Origin of the sequence: Simkania negevensis Z (assembly GCF_000237205.1) — a bacterium.
In the GTDB taxonomy this organism is placed as follows: Bacteria; Chlamydiota; Chlamydiia; order Chlamydiales; family Simkaniaceae; genus Simkania; species Simkania negevensis.
Genome location: NC_015713.1, coordinates 1927266 through 1943671, shown reverse-complemented (window position 1 = coordinate 1943671; position 16406 = coordinate 1927266). Strand labels below are relative to the sequence as shown.

The window sequence follows — 16406 nt, the reverse complement described above, 5'->3', positions numbered from 1 at the left end:
GTTTCCCAAGAGGGGTGGATTGACTTAAAGTCTGAAGAGAGTCAATAGTCGTCCTTGTGTTTATTATTTTTTTCTAGACTTCAAATTACTGGCTATGTGATAACCCGCCTTGTTTTTTTGAACCGCGTGAATTTAGGAAAAAGATTTATGTCTACACGGAAGAAAAACCAACCAGCTCGTGTTGTCTATTTTATGTTGCTATTATTACCCTTTGTTATTTTACCAAGAGTGTTTAAAGTATCTTTTGATCGTATTAAATCTCTAGAACAGCAAAAACAACAAGAGGAAAACGTTAAAGAAGGATTAAGTCAGATTACCGATGAAATTCTAGATAGCACCGAATTTATACCCAAGGAAATTCAAAAGTTGGCAACAGGAGCTTGAATAGGTCGGAATTTATCTCTAACTCGGCTTCTCAACATCTGGCCAAAAATTGAATCTACGGTTGCAGATGATAGCACAGTAAAAAAACCGAAAACTGCATCTTTAAAATCTTCAAGGTACTCATAATAAGTGTTATAAATAACCCTCTCCTTCATCCATTTCCATAGTCGTTCTATCGGATTCAGATTGGGACTATAGGCCGGCAAAAAGTGCAGATGAATTTTGGACGTTTCTAGATAGTTCTTCACCGCCTTATTCCGATAGTACGGCGCATTGTCACAAAATACATGGATTTTCCATTTATTTGGGTAAGCTTCTTCGATCTTTTGGAAAAACCGGATTGTTGACTCTGCATTTAAAGTCTGATCTTCTTGGATCACGATCTCATGTGTAATAACATCAATGCTTCCTGAAAGATTGAGTCTGGAACGCCCTGTGTTTGCAGGGATTTCTTTCCTCACCCCTATTTTAATCCATCCATAGGCAGGCTGTACGTTATGTGTTGGATGAACACCATCGATAAAACAGATCGTTTCGTTTGTGGGAAGTTCTTGTCGAAGTTTATTGTACTCAACCAACCACTTCTCTTGCTGTTCCTTGTTGGCCTTTCCAGGTACAATAGCGGGTTTTTTGTAAGAGAATCCATGTCTTTGTAGCCAATCCCTCAATCCGCGGACGGTGTAGGAAATCTCAAAAACAGCTTCTACATATGCTATAATATCCTTGACGTAGAGGTAAGTATGTTTTTGAAGATGAAGTTCGAGTCTCTCCGATTGCTGCCTCGAGAGCTTCTCTTTTGATCCGCCATTCTCTGGACGTAATTTTCTAGAAGAGTCATAGTCTTGAAGGTGATTGCGAACAGCTTCGTCAGAGCTTAGCAAAGCTTCTGCGATTTGTCGAAGAGACCATCCTTTGTCATGAAGCAAGACTGCTTTGATCCGATCACGTATTCGACCGTCTCGTTCTTTTTTATGCTGTAATGTGAGCTGTGCTCTTTCTAAGTCGCCAAGTGTCATGGGCGACATGTTAAACAAAAGTTAAATTCCTAGCAAACCAATTTTTGAGTCACCTTGAGTATAAACTGTCAATTAAAGAATAATCCAAGATAGAATTTGTCTATGAGAGATTCTAGCAGCTCTATCTCCCGGTCGTGCATTTGGATTAGCCATTTTTCGAGTACTTTAATCATTTCTCTTCCTTTTTGAGAATGCAGCTTGTTATGCACTTTTTCCCCTGTTGTTAGTTCGTGCCTAATACCTACTGTAGTGCTGCCACTACCAATACTTGCATTTGGCTTGTAATTAAGATCGGCATAATCTTTGAGCTTAGGATCAACCACATGAGGTTTTTCCATTTCAGCACGTAATGTAACTTTATACTCTTCAAAAGCAGCGCGATTGTAGGTGCTACTTTTCTCAAAGTTAAACCCACTGCGATAAACCGGTTGGTCGTATCTCTCAATGAGCTCTAGAGCTTTGCGAGTTTCAGAGAAACGAGAAGCACTTTTCCAACTGTTTGTCACTAATTCTACGGCAGATGTTCCAGCGCGGCAATCTAAAATATCCATACCAATTATTCCTGTCCAGTATCCAGCTTGATAGAAAATTGTTTCAGTGTTAGCAGGGAAGGTTTCGCGGTACCAGAGGTCTGCGCGTTCAGCATAGGAAGGATGAGGATTTAAACCCCAGCAGGGGCTGAAGTTTTGAGCGAGATCAAGGATTCCAGCGAAGGAAACAAGAGCGCCGTTAAGAAGAGCTGTTTTAAAGTCTTGGGCGTACTCTTCCTGGCTGCCCAAGATACCGAATATGCCTGCATTGAGGAAATCTTGGAGGCAAAAAGAGATCTCTTCCCCGTAGAGGTCGAGATAGACGAAGGGGTTATTGCGGTTAAATTGGTAGAGGTTGGGTCCTTCATCGAATCCTTTGAGTTCGGGAGTGAGCCAGCGGCCGTGTTCGGGGTCGTAAAAGCGGCGGCCATAGAAGATGAGGGTGTCGATTTAATTCCCATTAATCAAATAGAGGGCGATAAAAATCAACCGAGATAGAATTTATCTATGAGAGATTCAAGCAGCTCGCCTTCTTTTGTAATTTTATAGTCTTTATCAAAACCTACAATTTGAAGATGTTCTCCGCATTCATCACGTATGGAATCTATTAAATCATCGTTGAGTTCAATGTAAATTTCTGTGTTGAAGTGATAGGTTGACTTTTTAATCTCTTCTTTTATCTTATTTGATAAAAAAATCGATTTCAATAGATAGTCATATTCTAAATTTTTTAGTCTTATTTTCTTCATTGTTTATTTTTTTTTCAGTAATTTCTCAGCCTTTTTTGTAGAAGTCGGATTAACAGACAGGATTTTTTTTGTTTCTGGATTTATTACAACCTCTGCCGATTTCCCAATGAAACGTTGACTAGGCCTCCCAAGGTGATCAATTTTAATAGGATTAACCTTAAGAGGGTTTTTTATTGCGTCAAGAATTTCTTTAGGCTTGACTTCTCGGAATATTGCTCTATTAACTGCATGATCTACAAAGCCCTTGATTTCTTGCTGTTTTACTCCTTCCTGTATAGATTTAAGGGATTTCTCAGAAAAAGTTATTCCACTACGATAAACAGGGCGTTCAAGGAAGTCAATGGTTTGCAAACAGAGCTCGCGCGTGTCCATGGCTCGTTTTGATGCAAAAGACTCTGCTATGATTCCTCCAAAGAATAGAGTGTTTATATCAAGGCCGAGGCGAGCTGTTGTCACAGCCATGCGTTCAGGATAAGAAGGATGAGACTTTAGATCCAAAGCGGGATTGAATGTTTGCTAATATTTTTTATTCCTCTTCTAAATCTTCGATTTCTTCCAAACATGTAGTTAGTTCATTCAATTTGACTAACCAAATCTTCCTGAATTTAGTGGGAGCTTTAATTATTATTTCGAATTCAGTACCTTGAATTTGGCCGACTTTATAGTAGTTAATACATTCATCAACCATTTTAAATTTTTCTTTTTTTGACATTTGAGTTCTAACCTGGCTTTACATCTGACGGATAGATGCGGTGGTCAAAGGATTTATATTTTTTGTTCTTAATTTTCTCATATTCAATGATATGACTGTGAGGGTTTTGGTGTGGATGGGTATGTAACAAATCTATCCTAAATTGCTTTAATCCGTCTTTCGATTCAATAATAACATCTCCAGCTTCATTGAGAAAACCCTTCGATCCTTTTCCTAAAAACTTTTCAATCCTTTCGATAATCTCAGCTATATGTTTTTCTTTGAGATTGGAAAGGGATTTCTCAGAAAAAGTTATTCCACTACGATAAACAGGGCGTTCAAGGAAGTCAATGGTTTGCAAACAGAGCTCGCGCGTGTCCATGGCTCGTTTTGATGCAAAAGACTCTGCTATGATTCCTCCAAAGAATAGAGTGTTTATATCAAGGCCGAGGCGAGCTGTTGTCACAGCCATTTGATAGACAGGATCGTTTCTGTCCCATGGAAAGACCTCATGGACTTTGTTTTCTAGAAAAGTGGAGATAAGAGTTTGTTCTGGGAGGTTAGTAAGAGTTGGGCTCCCAAAGCTATACATTTCATAGCGAGCTTGATCGAGGAAGTCTCCGACATATGTACCAAAAGCTGTTAGACCAGCAGTCCATTGTAGCTTTTGTTGTTCGATGCGTTCCAAAGGTTCGAGGGTGAAATGATCGGGACCGGCCAAATGGCGCCAGAACTCGGCGATTTCTTTACCGTATAGGTCGAGGTAGACGAAGGGGTTATTGCGGTTAAATTGGTAGAGGTTGGGTCCTTCATCGAACCCTTTGGGGTCGGGAGAAAGCCAGCGGCCGTATTCGGGGTTGTAAAAGCGGCGGCCATAGAAGATGAGGGTGTCGATTTTGCGTTTGGATTGAAAACGCCAAGGGATAAGAGCTGTGGTGATGGGACGGTTGTAGGAATTGAAGAGTTTTTCTTCACCGAAGGCGCTGTAGCGGTAAGATTCGATGGTTTGGTTAGTATGGGGATCGATGAGGGTGATGATGTTGCCGAAGAGATCATGAAGAGGGATGTAGAGTTTGTTTTGAGTTTCGATGGCAAGGGTGGCTCCGATTTCGGCGCCTTTACCTTGCCCTAGGATGCGAAGCTCTTGAGGGTAATTGCCAAGTTCGTTTTGGCTATCGTAGAGGTAGTTTTCTGGGGGGTAGTTGTTGATCGTTTGGGAGAGGAGGCGGTTGAAAAAATCATAGTGAAAGTGGTGAGTTTTTTCTGGGGTCTGGAGGGTGATGAGACGGTCTAGTCCATCATAGGTGTAGGTGGTATGGCTAGAGGTCGCTAAGTGGCCATCCCAAGTGTAGGCATTTTCGGTTGTGTCGGTCCCAAGGAGCTCATGGTGCGAGTTGGTTTCATAGGTGTTATCGTCTTTTTGGAGGCGATCGTAGTGGGCATCACATGTGTAGGTGTGGCTGAAGGAACCTGTTTCTTCTGTGATTTGGTTGAGGGCATCGTAGGTGTAGTGGTGCTTTTCGTTTGGAAGGGAGCTTTCTCGGGAGTAACCTAGGAGGTTGCCGTTCGGATCGAAAGAGTGGAGATCTTCGATGTGGAAGGAGTTGTGTTTTTGGATGGGGCGGGAGAGGAGATCAATTTGGTAGGTGGCAGAGCCGAGAGTGTGGGGATAGGTTTCTGCAAGGAGGTTGTGGCTTTTGTCGTAGGCATCATAGGTGTGAGAGTAGAGGGGTTGTCCGGTCGAAGAGTGACGGGTGACTTTGGTGAGATGGTAGGCGTCGTAGGTGTAGTGGATTGAAGAGTGGTCGGGTAAGGTGAGAGCGAGTTTTCTACCAAGGGTGTCGTAGGTCCGTTGGGTGGTCAGGCCATGTTCGGTGGTTTCGGTTAGGAGGTTGCCAAAGTGATCGTAGGTGCGGATGGTAGATTGATTGGTGAGGCAGTTTTTAGCATGTTTGATGTAGCCCATATCGTCGTAAGATAGCTCATAGTGGCAGCTACCGTCAGAGGTTTTGATAGAAGTGATCCGTCCTAGGCCATCATGGGAGTAGGTGATTATGAGGTTGCTGGGTTTGGTGAGTTGTTTAAGGTGTCCATCAGGTGTGTAGGAAAAGTGAGTTGTTTTTTCATGAGGAGTATCTGGAGATTCTCGAAGTGTTTTGAGGCGTCCACGTGAATCGTAGTCCCATGTTTTGATGATGGTTTGCTCTGAGGGAAAGAGGGTGCTGACTTGCTTGGCTTTTTGTCCGTTGAGATTAGAGTAAAACTCTTCTTTAAGCAGAATTTGCCCTTGAAGATTGACTATTTCTAAAGTTGAAAGGTGGTCGTGAGCATCGAAGATTTCAATCGTTTGAGTGCCGTTAGGGTCAGTTGTGGTTTTTTTAAGGACAGTTTGTCCAAGGGTGTTTTGGTAGGAGTCGTCGTAGTCGATAGTTGTTGTGTGTCCGAAAGGGTTGGTTTCACTGACGATGCGGTCAAAAGAGTCATACTTGGTAATTGTGACTGCATCACCTGCTTGAACTTCTTTTGTATGGGCGATCGGATGATCGAAAGCATCGTAGGTATAGGTGGTGATCGAATGTTCTTTCCCATTTTGATCAAGTTCTCTTTCCTTTTTGAGTCGTCCCACTAAGTCATAGGTTTTTTCTGTGATTTGCCTTTGGTTTTCGTCGATATGTTGGATCGTTTGAAAGAGTCTTCCCAGTTCATCATATTGGTACTCGGTGATTTTAGAGAGGGTGGTTTCTTTGGTTTTTCGACCAGCACCATCATACTCGTAGCGGGTGGTGACTCCGTCGGGGTCTGTTTTTTCGATGAGGTTGAAGGCGTTATATTCCCAGGTCTCTTCGGATATGAGTTGATCGCTTTTAGAAAAGATTTTTTTGCTTGTGATACGGTCTAAAAAGTCGTGAGTGTATTCTGCTTTTATTCCTTCAGGAGATGTGTGGGTTTTGAGATTGCCTGAGATGTCATAGGTCATGAGCTCTTCAGATTGGTCGGGATGAATGATCCGGAAAGGAGCTCCTCGAGAGGTATAATATGTTTCAGTTTGGTTTCCTTCTGGATCTGTGTGGATAAAGACTTTTCCAAGAGAGTTAAATGTTTGGTAGATTTCTGGAGTTTGAACTTGTGATTCATTGCTTTTGATTGCTGGAAGGGTTGTTTTGAGAACGAGACCAAAGCGATTTGGTTCAAAATAGGTGGTATTTCCTCTGAAATCGGTTTCCTCTATGAGGTGGTGTAGATAGTCGTACTGATAGGTGGTTTTACGAGTCTCTCTCTCTTTTTCTATGGGCCGGCCTACTAGGTCGTAACGAAATGTGGTTGGATGTTTGTCTTCGGGGTTTTGGTGCAACGTCAGATTGTCATTGGAATCGTAATCGAGGTTTTTGAGTCTTCCGATAGAATCACTTTCATGAACTAAACGCCCTTGATGGTCGTAAGAAAGTTCTGAAGTGTAGTGCTCGGTGTCGCTGGCGTCATAGTAGGCGATTTTTTCAGGTTGACCGTGTTTATTAAAGTTTATGATAACTTGTTTTGAGAGAAGCCTTTCTTGGTGAGAGTTAAAATCGTAGTATTTTTCTTCGATGATGGTAGGCTTATCGATGAAAGGAGGAGTGGTTTTTGGGGTGTAATCAGAAATGTGTCTTGTTGTAACTCCTGTTAGATCATAAGGATCAAGAGAACTGCCATCATCTCTGATTTCACGTTTTAAGAATGAGCCGTCATAAAAATAGAAATGGCGGATTTTGAGATCTGTTTGGTCAAAAGTGAGTTTTTGTTTGAGCAGGTTAGTTCCAGGAACGTAGGAGTATTTCATCCTTTTCCCATTAGGGAATTTTTCTTCTGTGAGGAGATTATGGTTGTTGTAGCTTTGACTGATTGTGTAAGACTCAGATGGATTGGGATTGGGATAAAGGCCTTGTAAATTTCCAATGATTTCTTCTCGCTCGACGTTTCCTTTTGAGTCATAGTGATAGGTGATTGTTCGGAAGAGTTGATTTTGATTATCATAGGTTTTTTGTGACTTGATCCAATGTCCTTTAGTCTTGTCGTAAGGGGTCCATTCAAAATGTTGTTCAAGAAAAATTTCGCCAGTTTTTAGTCCATAACTCACTTTTTCGAGTAGAAAGTTTTTATTGTAGTGATAGTGGGTAAAATTTCCGTATCTATCTTTAACGGTGGTTTTTCCTTCTAGTTTTTCATATCTTCCAGGTTCATAGCTTAGGTCAAGTACAGTGAGGAGCTTTGGATCTTGAGGTGTCGCATCAGGGTGAAGAGGAAGCATGATCGACCTGACCCGTTTAAATTTCTTATCCTTTATCTTTTTGATATTTGCTTGGCCAATGTCGTAGTAATGAATATGCTTTCTGCAGCCTTGTTGGAAAATGCGGTCTACTAAGGGACATTCTTCGACTTTACGTGGTCCCCAATAGTCATATGATTCGTTTGGTTTACCGCTGTGCTCGATGTGAGAAATTAACCAAAAACGCTTTTTTCCGTGTTTTTGATGTCGGAGATGGTAGAGGATTGTATGTCCATCACTTGTTGTCATTTTGATGGCATTGAGGTTTTCTCCATCTGAGCTTTGATAGTCAATATTTACACGAGCATAGTGTTTATGAGTTGAGGCATCGGTAGTGACAATTGCTGTTAAACGCTTCTCATCTAGGATTTTTTTCCAATAGTAGTGGATTTTATTTGTATTGGGCAGTGTTTCCCATATGAGGTAATAGTCATTTTCATAGTAATCAGCATAGTAAGCAGTTGATTCATAAGCTCTTTTCGTTCCATCTGCAGCTTCAACGATGATGATGTGGTAGTTCTTCTGATCAGAATAAACGTGATTGTTAAAAGCGTTCAGGCGAGCTCCTATTTCTCCAGAAAAACAATTTGTGAGTCCTTTAGGGTAGGGTTCTTTGATACTATAGGTATTGCTTCTAATTAGTTGGTATTCGGGTATTTCTGCTCCGTACACTAAGGAGAAACCAAATTTTTCTGGAAGATAGAGATTGAAATAATAATGTGGAATTTGTTCGAGTCCATCACTTGTGGTATAGGGTTTATCTTCTATATTGGTGCAGACTCTTTTGGCGATAAGGTGATGGAAGAAAAACTCCCAACCACCAAACTTTTCTGTTCTTGCTTCACTTGAGAGATACCGTCTACGGATGTGGATCGGTTCGTGCCCATTAACGACCCAATCATCTTCATCGATAAAGTAATCTCCAGTAATTGCATGAATGCACCCGTCAATGATCGCTGAAGGCTCACTACCGAATACAATTTGGTCATAGGGAGTTTCGTCTGAATAGATGAAACTAGCAGTCCACAAGAGAGCAAAAAGGAGGGATCGTTTGATCATTTGCCACCCCATATGTTTGAAGTAAAAAATTGGACGGCAGGTTAAAAAAGAGAAAAGTAAATGTCAAAGAAAAATAATTGAGACTTCTTCACCCAGATATGAATAGATGTTTTTATTTTGGAGGGAGGGCGTCCACAAAGGCAATCGAGCGCTTGATCCAGGCTTTGAGCTGAGTCTCGTCTCCAAGAATCTCAGCAGGAAGTAGAACGTACTCCCGCATCTTGCGTCCCATCGGCTCGAATGGCTTAGCGCCTAGCTTTTGGATCTCTTCGCGATCTTCTTCAGCAAGGCGCAGGACCCAGTTTTCTTCATGGAGTCCTGTGAGCATGTTGCCATTGAGAAAACGACAAGGGTAGCCAAACATTTTGCGGGGCTCAAGCTCTTCAAAGACATCCATGCAATTCTGGAATTTTTCAACTAAAGCTTCAGATGATTTTTTCCATTTACTCATTGTAATCCTCTACAAAAAAAACAGACCTTCTAGATTTTCATTCATCAGCGAATTTTATTGCAATTTATAGCGCTTAAGAAGCATTTGCTCAATTTCCGCTTGTTCTAGAGCAGCATGTGTATTAGGTAAAATAACTGCATCTTCTTCAAGTTTTCTCTGTTGGTAAAAATCAACGATTTTTTTCTCTTCTAGAGTGAACTGGGTATATTTTTTTTCTCCAAAAATCAAAGATCGGGCTTTATCAGCTAAACTTTCATTCCATTTCATATTTTCTCGTGCTAGATCTGTTTTCGTAGCTGTATCTAAGCTACTGAAAGATCTTCTATGAAAACAAGGAAATGTTGAGTGTCTAACTATATTTAGTCCCCAGTAACCCGTAATGACTCTCATCATTTTTATACCTCATCTTTGTTGATGACAGGAAGCATTATCCATTGTTTAAAATTTACATGAAGAGAAGGTATTACTCATTGCAAGCCTTCCATGTGATGTAAGCGCCACTTGTTTTGAGTTCATCGGCAGTGATGTCTTGATAACGGAAGCCTTTGCCTTCAGGAGAGTTTCCTTCAAGCATGATCGCGATCCGTTTGGAGTTCGAGCGTGATATGAATGAGATGCTATCTCGTTTAAACGTTTCGTAGTCAAGCTCGGCCAAAGCATCGATTTTTTTGTCGGTGTGATAGAAGTCTCCGTCATATTTGAAGGCAAGCATGTAGAGACGGCCTGCCATTCCTGCAAGGTTGTCTGGTGGCTTTTTAGCAAGGGTGATGATATTGGTGCGAATATTGTCGAATTGTCCCTCAGAAATTTTACTTTCAAAATCTTTGACGTAATCTTCGAGGAAGAGTTCAAAGCGGGCGATGAGTTCATCAGGCTGGTGAGTGCTAGATTGCACGTAGAAGAGTTGGAACAGTTGTCCATCTTCTTCCATCTTGGTCGATTGCGCAATGTAAGCTGTCTGTTGCTTGGTGCGCAAGGTGTTGAAAAAGTCTTCTGAAATCCCTTTGGCTAAGATCGCTGATGATGCGTTCTTATCGAATGAAAAAGGGCCTTCTTGAAGGACGAGAACAGCTCCATGTCCAAGAGTATCTGCCTTTTCTTGAAGCTTATAAGGACCGCGGTGCGAGGGCAACACGAGAAAACTTCTTTCGGGATGTTCATTTTTGGGATAGGGGAGATAGTGAAGTTTGTTTTGGACGGTATTCCAGGTTTTGTAAGCATCTTCTTGGGTCATGTTTCCTGCAAGGAGAACTTCAGCGTAGGCTTGTTGCAAAAACTTTGCCTTAAAATTTAAGAAGTCTTCATAGGAAAGTGAGCGGAGAGCCTCCAGTTCTTTTTCTTTTCGAGGGTAAATATCGAAAAGAACGTTTTCGAGAAGTGCAACAGCTTGGGTGAGCGGAGAAGCTTTGCGAAAATTTTCATACTCAGTGACGAGAAGAGAGCGTTGGAGTTCAAACTCTTCTTTTGTCCAGGTGCAAGTTTTGATCCCTTCGATGACTTGCTCGAGTAAAACAGGAGCTTTCTCACTAAATCCATTGATATAGAGCACAAATTTATAGTCATTATCTCCCACATGTGAAGAAAGGCTTGCTGCACTCGTATAGTAGCTTGTTGCAATCATGTGATCACTGACACACTTTTCAAACAAATTAATAAGGGCGATTTGATGCGCACTCCGGTCGATCCGAGGCGATTTAAAGCTAAAGATCCACGACACTTCTGGGACGAGGTAATGGCCATCTTCCCAGAAGTACACCTTTCCAAATTCATCATCGACAAGAAGCGAAGGAATAGGAGTTTCTTCTTTTTCTCTTTTTTGAGTGACGAGCGTAAGGTCGGAGGGAATATAAGGATTTTGCTTGGGATAAACAGTGCTTATTTGAGTTGCAGTTTCTTCCCATGATGCAAGCATTTTTTCATCTAATTGTTGGACAGTATATTTTGCTCCTGACCACTTCTCGACTTGATTTCCATAAACTCCTGTTTCTGCTGGAGGAGCTTTTAGGCTGTAAAGAGCAGTTTTTGGCTGGAGCATTCGTACGAGTTTAGCGCAGTCGTTTGCATGATACTCAGTTGGAAGAATCGACATTTGTGGAAAAGTTTCGAGGGGCTCTTCTGCCATACGATAGGCAGCATCCGTGACAAAAGCAAAAGGGTGGTTGCGTCCCTGGTACTCGTAGTCAAGTTTTGCCATGTTTTTTGCTTCATCAAAAATATAGGGGGGAATTCCATGTTCTTTGATGGTATTCACTGTTTGGAACAGTGCTTCTAAAATTTGGTCTGTTTGACCTACGCCCTTAGGTGTTAAGACGAAGTCTACTGCATAAAACCCACTTTCTTTTGAAAAGGGATGGCATCCAGCATAAAGGGTATCGATCAGTTCGGCTTGTTTGAGTTTGCTATAGAGGCTTTCCGGGTGACGGCTGCTGAGAATATACGAGAGAAGAGCGTCAGATTTATCTTCAATGTTTGCAAAAAAGCTTTCGGGAAGTTCCCAGTAAATCCCCAATTCACGTACTTCTTTCACGGGAGTGATATAAGTGATAGATCCTCGTTGCGAGGGTGTTGTCAGTCTTTCTGAGAAAGTCGCTTTGGGAGTTGAGTTCAGAGGCATTGCTGAAAAGTGAGCTGCAGCAAGCTCTTTGAGTTCTTCAAGAGGGAGGGCTGCGTAGAGGACGAGGTGCGCCTTATCTGAGCTGTAGTTTTCTTTATACCACTTGATCACAGCTTCACGGGGAATTCCACCAAGTGTTTCGGCATTTCCTGTTGCAAAACGAGCATTAGGATGTTTGGGGTTTCCGGTTGTCTTGAGGACCATGTACTCACGGAATCCATCATTTTCGATGTTTTTATCGTGTTCTTGATCGACAGCGTGAAGCTCACGTCCTACTCCAGATTGACTAAAGAGAGGGTCGATAAACATATGAGAGAAATAGTCGAGAGTCGCAGGAAATGCGTCATGATTTACACAGAATGTATACACAGTTCGGTCAGAAGTTGTAAATGCGTTGAGCATTCCACCATTGTTAGTCACTTGCTTAAAGTAGCCATTTTCTTCTGGGTAGGTTTTACTTGCCATAAAGAGGAGGTGCTCAGTGAAGTGAGCCATTCCAGGATATTCATCAGGGTCCGACCACGAGCCGACTTCCATAGCGAGGGCTGCAGCCGATTGGGAAGCATCTGGATCAGAAATGATTAAAACTTCGAGACCGTTGTAGAGACGGATTTTTGCAGTTTTACGAGAAGCTAAGCTTGGAGTGCGAATTTCGAGTGAGTTGCGATCGATAATCTCTTCATAGCTTGGCGCTTCTGCTAGAAGTGAAAAGCTTGCAAAAAGACTGATAAAGAGAAAGAATTTTGATTTCATTTGTCGTCCTCAGCTTGATGTGTAGATCACGGAAATTTATCATAATCCTCTTTTACTTGTCTCCAGAGAAATTCAGCACGAATTTTCCGTTTTTCGTGTTTATCTGTTTCTTCTGTAGAATCAAGAATGCTTTCCATATGAACTTCAGGACTAAAAGCTAAGTGGATGGCTCCACCATGTGTGATACGGGTTTCTCCAATTTCAGTCGCAGTTGTTTCTGGGGGAGGGAGGAGATGGTATGTTGAAAGCGCTAGTGTGTAAAAGTGGGTTTTTTGTTTAGCTCGCTTGGTCATGAGGTAAAACATTTCGATGCTTTGCGGATCAAAGGGGGCGATTTCGATTTCCCCTTTTGCATTCGCTCGGTCTCTTCCACCACTTGGTGCGACATAAATGGCATGTCCTCCTTCACTCAGTAGCTCCGACATCAATTCCATAGTCCGTTTATTGTGCAGTTGTTTTTCATGTTTTTGTTCAGGTGGGCTATCGATGTATTTTTTCGAGTGAATGCAAAGGAGGTTGCATCCCATGCTAAATGGAATCGCTAGGGGATCAGTTGTCACACGTGTTCCCGCCACAAAGATCAAGTTTTCAGCAAACTTGGGTTCATGGTTTTCTAAAAGGACACTAATAGCTTGAGGATCGGCTTCAATTTGATGGTTTGCAAAGAGGATCACGTTTTCTTTTTTCTCGAGCTGAGCCACGATTTTTTTTAAGTTATCGAGTCCCCTGACTGTCGAATGGGAAAGATCAACAAGAGGGCGGAGGAAGTCGAGTCCAAATTGGTAGTAGTCAATAGGCGTTCGAATGCACTTGTGATAAGGCTCAAAGAGATAAGGCTTTTGAAACTGCTTTTCAATGAGAGTGAGAAAAAGCTCAAAAGAGGGAAGGCAGTCTGACAGATTTTTTTTATGAGAAGCAATCACAGATTGGTAGCTCTCTAAAAAACCCCTAAGAATCTTCTCATACTTTTCAGGAACATGTCCACTTGAAATGAGTGTCTTGATTTTTTCCCGTAGAGATTGAAGCGTGAAATTAGAGTTCGAGTTTTGTTCCATCGGCAAGTGAATAAAATTCAAAAGTGTTCAGGTGGAGTTCATCATTGGATTCAAATTCGAGCTGTCCACTCTCTCTTTGTGCAATTGATTCAAAGAGCCTTTTATCATTTCCACTAAGGAAGCTATCAAGCTCAGGGTGAACAACGAGCTTTAGCTCTGTTTCATTGTGTTGTCTAATAAGACGTGTGATCGCTCGTTCAATTTCGATAGAGACACTCTCGTGATTTTTGATCATTCCCTTTCCACTACAGTAAGGACAATGAGTGAAGAGGGTATGAATGAGTGATTCTCGCGTTCTTTGGCGCGTCATCTCAACTAAGCCAAAGTCACTCATTCCAAGAATGGTACACTTTGCTGAGTCTTGTTTCATGGCTTCCTTGAGTGTTTCAAGGACACGCCGTTGATTCCGTCTAGAGCGCATATCGATAAAGTCGCAGATAATGAGGCCTCCAATGTTACGAATCCGGAGTTGGCGTGCGATTTCTTCTGCAGCCTCCATATTGATCCGTACAAGGGTTTCTTCAACATCGATGTTTTCATTTGAAGAGGTACTGCGACCTGAGTTGACATCAATGGTATACATTGCTTCAGTTTTATCGAAAAAGAGGTAGCCACCACTTTGCAGCCAAATTTTACGTCTTAAACAGCGGCTAATTTCATTTTCTACCATGAAACGGTCAAACATCGGAATTTTGTCACGGTAATACTCGAGCTTGATGACGTGTTCGGTTTGGAAGCGGTTGTAAATTTTTCGGGCATACTGAAACGTTTTGTAATCGTCGATGAGGATTCGGTTGAATTTTTTATCAACGGCCTTGAGAATGGCCTTTTTAATAAGATCAGATTCTCGGTAAAGGCAGGCTGGCTCCGAATAGTTGTGAAAGTCTTTCTGGATTTTTTCCCATGTTTCGAGAAGTTCATTTGCTTCTTGAATCAGAGCTTCAGTTGGAGCATTGACACTAGCTGTTCGGCAAATGAGCCCCATTCTTTGAGGCATTTCAAAAGCGCGGATGATTTTCTTTAAGCGGTCTCTTTCTCCCCGGTCAGCAACCTTGCGTGAGACGCCTCGGTGAGGAGTGTTAGGAAGGAGGACGAGGTAGCGTCCAGGAATGGTAATGTTTGAAGTGAGACGGGCCCCTTTGGTTCCAATAGGTTCCTTTACAACTTGAACGAGAACCGGGTGGCCAATTTCCATGAACTTTGAGATGTCAGCATCTTTTACTTCTCGAGGTTTGATCGTGCTGATGTCGTAATCCCAATCAAACTCCATGTCGAACATCTCTTGGAATTTCTGCGTGTTTTCCACAATATCACTGATGTGGATAAAGCCGTTTTCCCCTTCATTGATGTCAATGAATGCCGATTGGATGTTGTGGAGGATGTTGATGACCTGACCCCGATAGATGTTTCCAGAAAGTTGCTGGCTGGCCTTTCTTTCGAAGATTAGGTCTTGAAGTTTTCCGTATTTTAAGATCGCGCATCTCTTCTCTTTCGAAGTGATATTGATCAAAATTTCTTTCATCGATTCACCATAGTCTGTTACAGCGCCTGAGAGATGAGTTTATAATAAAAATGGTTGTTTTCCTAGCAAAAACTATCAGTCTCGAGATAGGTTTGCAAGCTGCTCTTTCATTTTCGCGATGAAGCGCCCGTTGATCAGTCTAAGAGCCCCTTGAACTCCGCTCATCAAAGCTTCTGGATTTGCATCGCCATGGCATTTCATGATGATCCCATCGGTGCCACAAAGAATTGCACCGGGGGATTCAGCTGAGTAAAGCTCTTTTTCAAGGCGACTGAGAAGAGGCTTTGAAAAAGGCAAAATTGCCTGGTTTTCATGCAAAGTTTCTAGGATAAAAGAAGAGATTCCTTCTGATGTTTTCAAAAAGACATTTCCCGTAAATCCATCTGTGACTAAAACATCGACATTACCAGAAAAAATTTCTTTTCCTTCAACGTTTCCAATAAAAACAGGAGCTTCATTTGGAGAGTTGAATTTTTGAAGAAGTTTGTAAGTTTCGCGAAGATCCCCACGGCCTTTCTTTTCCTCGGTTCCAATGTTGAGTAGACCAATGCGTGGGTTAAGAATTCCTCTGCTTTTCTGATAGGCGAGGCCCATTTGGGCAAACTGCACCAAATGCTCAGGCATACATTCAATATTGGCTCCGACATCGAGAACAGCAATAGGAGATTTCTTTGTGGGGAGGAGAGTAATCAGTGCACTGCGTTGAATTCCTTCGAGCAGAGGAAGGTACATTCGAGCGCTAGCAATCAGTGCGCCTGTGTTTCCTGTGGAAACAAGGGCATCAATCTTTTTTTCCTTTAAGAGGCGCATCCCAACACACATTGAGGCTTCCTTCTTTCGTCTGATTGCAAGCAAAGGATCGTCATCCATATGGATAACTTCTTCAACTTCAAAAAAACAGAGAGATTCAGTGGGAAGCAGTCCCGAGTGAAGCTCTTGAAAGCTTTCGATGCAGTTGCGAATATCTGGTGTTGCAAAAACAAGCAAGCGCAAGGGATCTCTAACCTTACTAAAAATACCATGTAAGGTCTCTATAATAAATTCGGGATGATTGTTATCACCCCCCAAGAGGTCGATCCCAACAAGCGGAATTTTACTCTTGCCCTTCGGTGATAACCGCTCTTCCTCCGTAGTGGCCACAGAATGGACACAACCTGTGGGAGAGTCTTGGTTTTCCGCAGTTTGAGCAATTTGAGACATTTTTTTCTTTCTTTGCGTGATGCGCCCGTTTAGAGTTTTTTCGTGCATTAGAATGGCGATTTCTTGGAACTGCCATCGT

The 16406-nt window shown here is 42.1% G+C and carries 14 protein-coding genes and 1 pseudogene; 1 reads left to right on the top strand and 14 read right to left on the bottom strand.

Annotation, left to right across the window (positions count from 1 at the left end; all coding sequences use genetic code 11):
• Positions 1-147 precede the first annotated feature (147 nt).
• Positions 148-384, top strand: a complete 237-nt coding sequence (locus SNE_RS09535) for a hypothetical protein (RefSeq protein WP_013944209.1) — start codon at positions 148-150, stop codon at positions 382-384.
• On the opposite strand, the gene SNE_RS09530 is transcribed toward SNE_RS09535, so the two are convergent.
• The 14 genes and pseudogenes from SNE_RS09530 to rpmF form a co-directional block, all read right to left on the bottom strand.
• On the bottom strand, positions 360-1409 hold the full coding sequence (locus tag SNE_RS09530; RefSeq protein WP_013944208.1) for an IS630 family transposase: 1050 nt from the start codon (positions 1407-1409) through the stop codon (positions 360-362). The genes SNE_RS09535 and SNE_RS09530 overlap by 25 nt on opposite strands.
• A 59-nt stretch (positions 1410-1468) precedes the next feature.
• Positions 1469-1951, bottom strand: coding sequence for a hypothetical protein (locus SNE_RS13435; protein ID WP_231919501.1), 483 nt, complete (start codon positions 1949-1951; stop codon positions 1469-1471).
• Between the two features lie 342 nt (positions 1952-2293).
• A pseudogene (locus SNE_RS13540) lies at positions 2294-2368 on the bottom strand (hypothetical protein); the annotation flags it as partial.
• A gap of 47 nt (positions 2369-2415) precedes the next feature.
• Positions 2416-2679, bottom strand: a complete 264-nt coding sequence (locus SNE_RS09515) for a hypothetical protein (RefSeq protein ID WP_013944205.1) — start codon at positions 2677-2679, stop codon at positions 2416-2418.
• Positions 2680-2682: 3 nt separating this feature from the next.
• Positions 2683-3030, bottom strand: a complete 348-nt coding sequence (locus SNE_RS12910) for a hypothetical protein (RefSeq protein ID WP_158307238.1) — start codon at positions 3028-3030, stop codon at positions 2683-2685.
• Positions 3031-3205: 175 nt separating this feature from the next.
• Complete coding sequence (locus tag SNE_RS13225) at positions 3206-3391, bottom strand: hypothetical protein (RefSeq protein WP_013944203.1); 186 nt, start codon at positions 3389-3391, stop codon at positions 3206-3208.
• Positions 3392-3398: 7 nt separating this feature from the next.
• Positions 3399-8732 (bottom strand): RHS repeat-associated core domain-containing protein, encoded by a 5334-nt coding sequence (locus SNE_RS09500; RefSeq protein WP_041419018.1) that lies wholly within the window; start codon positions 8730-8732, stop codon positions 3399-3401.
• 112 nt (positions 8733-8844) lie between these two features.
• Positions 8845-9183, bottom strand: coding sequence for a TfoX/Sxy family protein (locus SNE_RS09495; RefSeq protein WP_013944201.1), 339 nt, complete (start codon positions 9181-9183; stop codon positions 8845-8847).
• Positions 9184-9237: 54 nt separating this feature from the next.
• Positions 9238-9576, bottom strand: a complete 339-nt coding sequence (locus SNE_RS09490) for a hypothetical protein (protein ID WP_041419015.1) — start codon at positions 9574-9576, stop codon at positions 9238-9240.
• A gap of 70 nt (positions 9577-9646) precedes the next feature.
• Positions 9647-12550 (bottom strand): insulinase family protein, encoded by a 2904-nt coding sequence (locus SNE_RS09485; RefSeq protein ID WP_013944199.1) that lies wholly within the window; start codon positions 12548-12550, stop codon positions 9647-9649.
• A 26-nt stretch (positions 12551-12576) separates the two neighbouring features.
• Complete coding sequence (locus SNE_RS09480; protein WP_013944198.1) at positions 12577-13605, bottom strand: 1-acyl-sn-glycerol-3-phosphate acyltransferase; 1029 nt, start codon at positions 13603-13605, stop codon at positions 12577-12579.
• Positions 13583-15127 carry an Rne/Rng family ribonuclease gene (locus SNE_RS09475; RefSeq protein WP_013944197.1) on the bottom strand — a complete coding sequence of 515 codons (1545 nt, stop codon included), beginning with the start codon at positions 15125-15127 and terminating at the stop codon, positions 13583-13585. Before SNE_RS09475 ends, SNE_RS09480 begins: the two co-directional genes overlap by 23 nt.
• A 75-nt stretch (positions 15128-15202) precedes the next feature.
• A complete protein-coding gene (gene plsX, locus SNE_RS09470) occupies positions 15203-16267 on the bottom strand; it encodes a phosphate acyltransferase PlsX (protein ID WP_158307237.1) in 1065 nt (354 codons plus the stop codon).
• A complete protein-coding gene (gene rpmF / locus SNE_RS12905; protein WP_079891568.1) occupies positions 16221-16403 on the bottom strand; it encodes a 50S ribosomal protein L32 in 183 nt (60 codons plus the stop codon). The genes plsX and rpmF overlap by 47 nt, the downstream gene beginning before the upstream one ends.
• Positions 16404-16406: the final 3 nt, after the last annotated feature.

Bases quoted from the DNA above. Each gene is read 5' to 3' on its own strand.
- SNE_RS09535 (WP_013944209.1), top strand. From the start codon at position 148: ATGTCTACACGGAAGAAAAACCAACCAGCTCGTGTTGTCTATTTTATG.
- SNE_RS09530 (WP_013944208.1), bottom strand. From the start codon at position 1,409: ATGTCGCCCATGACACTTGGCGACTTAGAAAGAGCACAGCTCACATTA.
- SNE_RS13435 (WP_231919501.1), bottom strand. From the start codon at position 1,951: ATGGATATTTTAGATTGCCGCGCTGGAACATCTGCCGTAGAATTAGTG.
- SNE_RS09515 (WP_013944205.1), bottom strand. From the start codon at position 2,679: ATGAAGAAAATAAGACTAAAAAATTTAGAATATGACTATCTATTGAAA.
- SNE_RS13225 (WP_013944203.1), bottom strand. From the start codon at position 3,391: ATGTCAAAAAAAGAAAAATTTAAAATGGTTGATGAATGTATTAACTAC.
- SNE_RS09500 (WP_041419018.1), bottom strand. From the start codon at position 8,732: ATGATCAAACGATCCCTCCTTTTTGCTCTCTTGTGGACTGCTAGTTTC.
- SNE_RS09495 (WP_013944201.1), bottom strand. From the start codon at position 9,183: ATGAGTAAATGGAAAAAATCATCTGAAGCTTTAGTTGAAAAATTCCAG.
- SNE_RS09490 (WP_041419015.1), bottom strand. From the start codon at position 9,576: ATGATGAGAGTCATTACGGGTTACTGGGGACTAAATATAGTTAGACAC.
- SNE_RS09485 (WP_013944199.1), bottom strand. From the start codon at position 12,550: ATGAAATCAAAATTCTTTCTCTTTATCAGTCTTTTTGCAAGCTTTTCA.
- SNE_RS09480 (WP_013944198.1), bottom strand. From the start codon at position 13,605: ATGGAACAAAACTCGAACTCTAATTTCACGCTTCAATCTCTACGGGAA.
- SNE_RS09475 (WP_013944197.1), bottom strand. From the start codon at position 15,127: ATGAAAGAAATTTTGATCAATATCACTTCGAAAGAGAAGAGATGCGCG.
- rpmF (WP_079891568.1), bottom strand. From the start codon at position 16,403: ATGGCAGTTCCAAGAAATCGCCATTCTAATGCACGAAAAAACTCTAAA.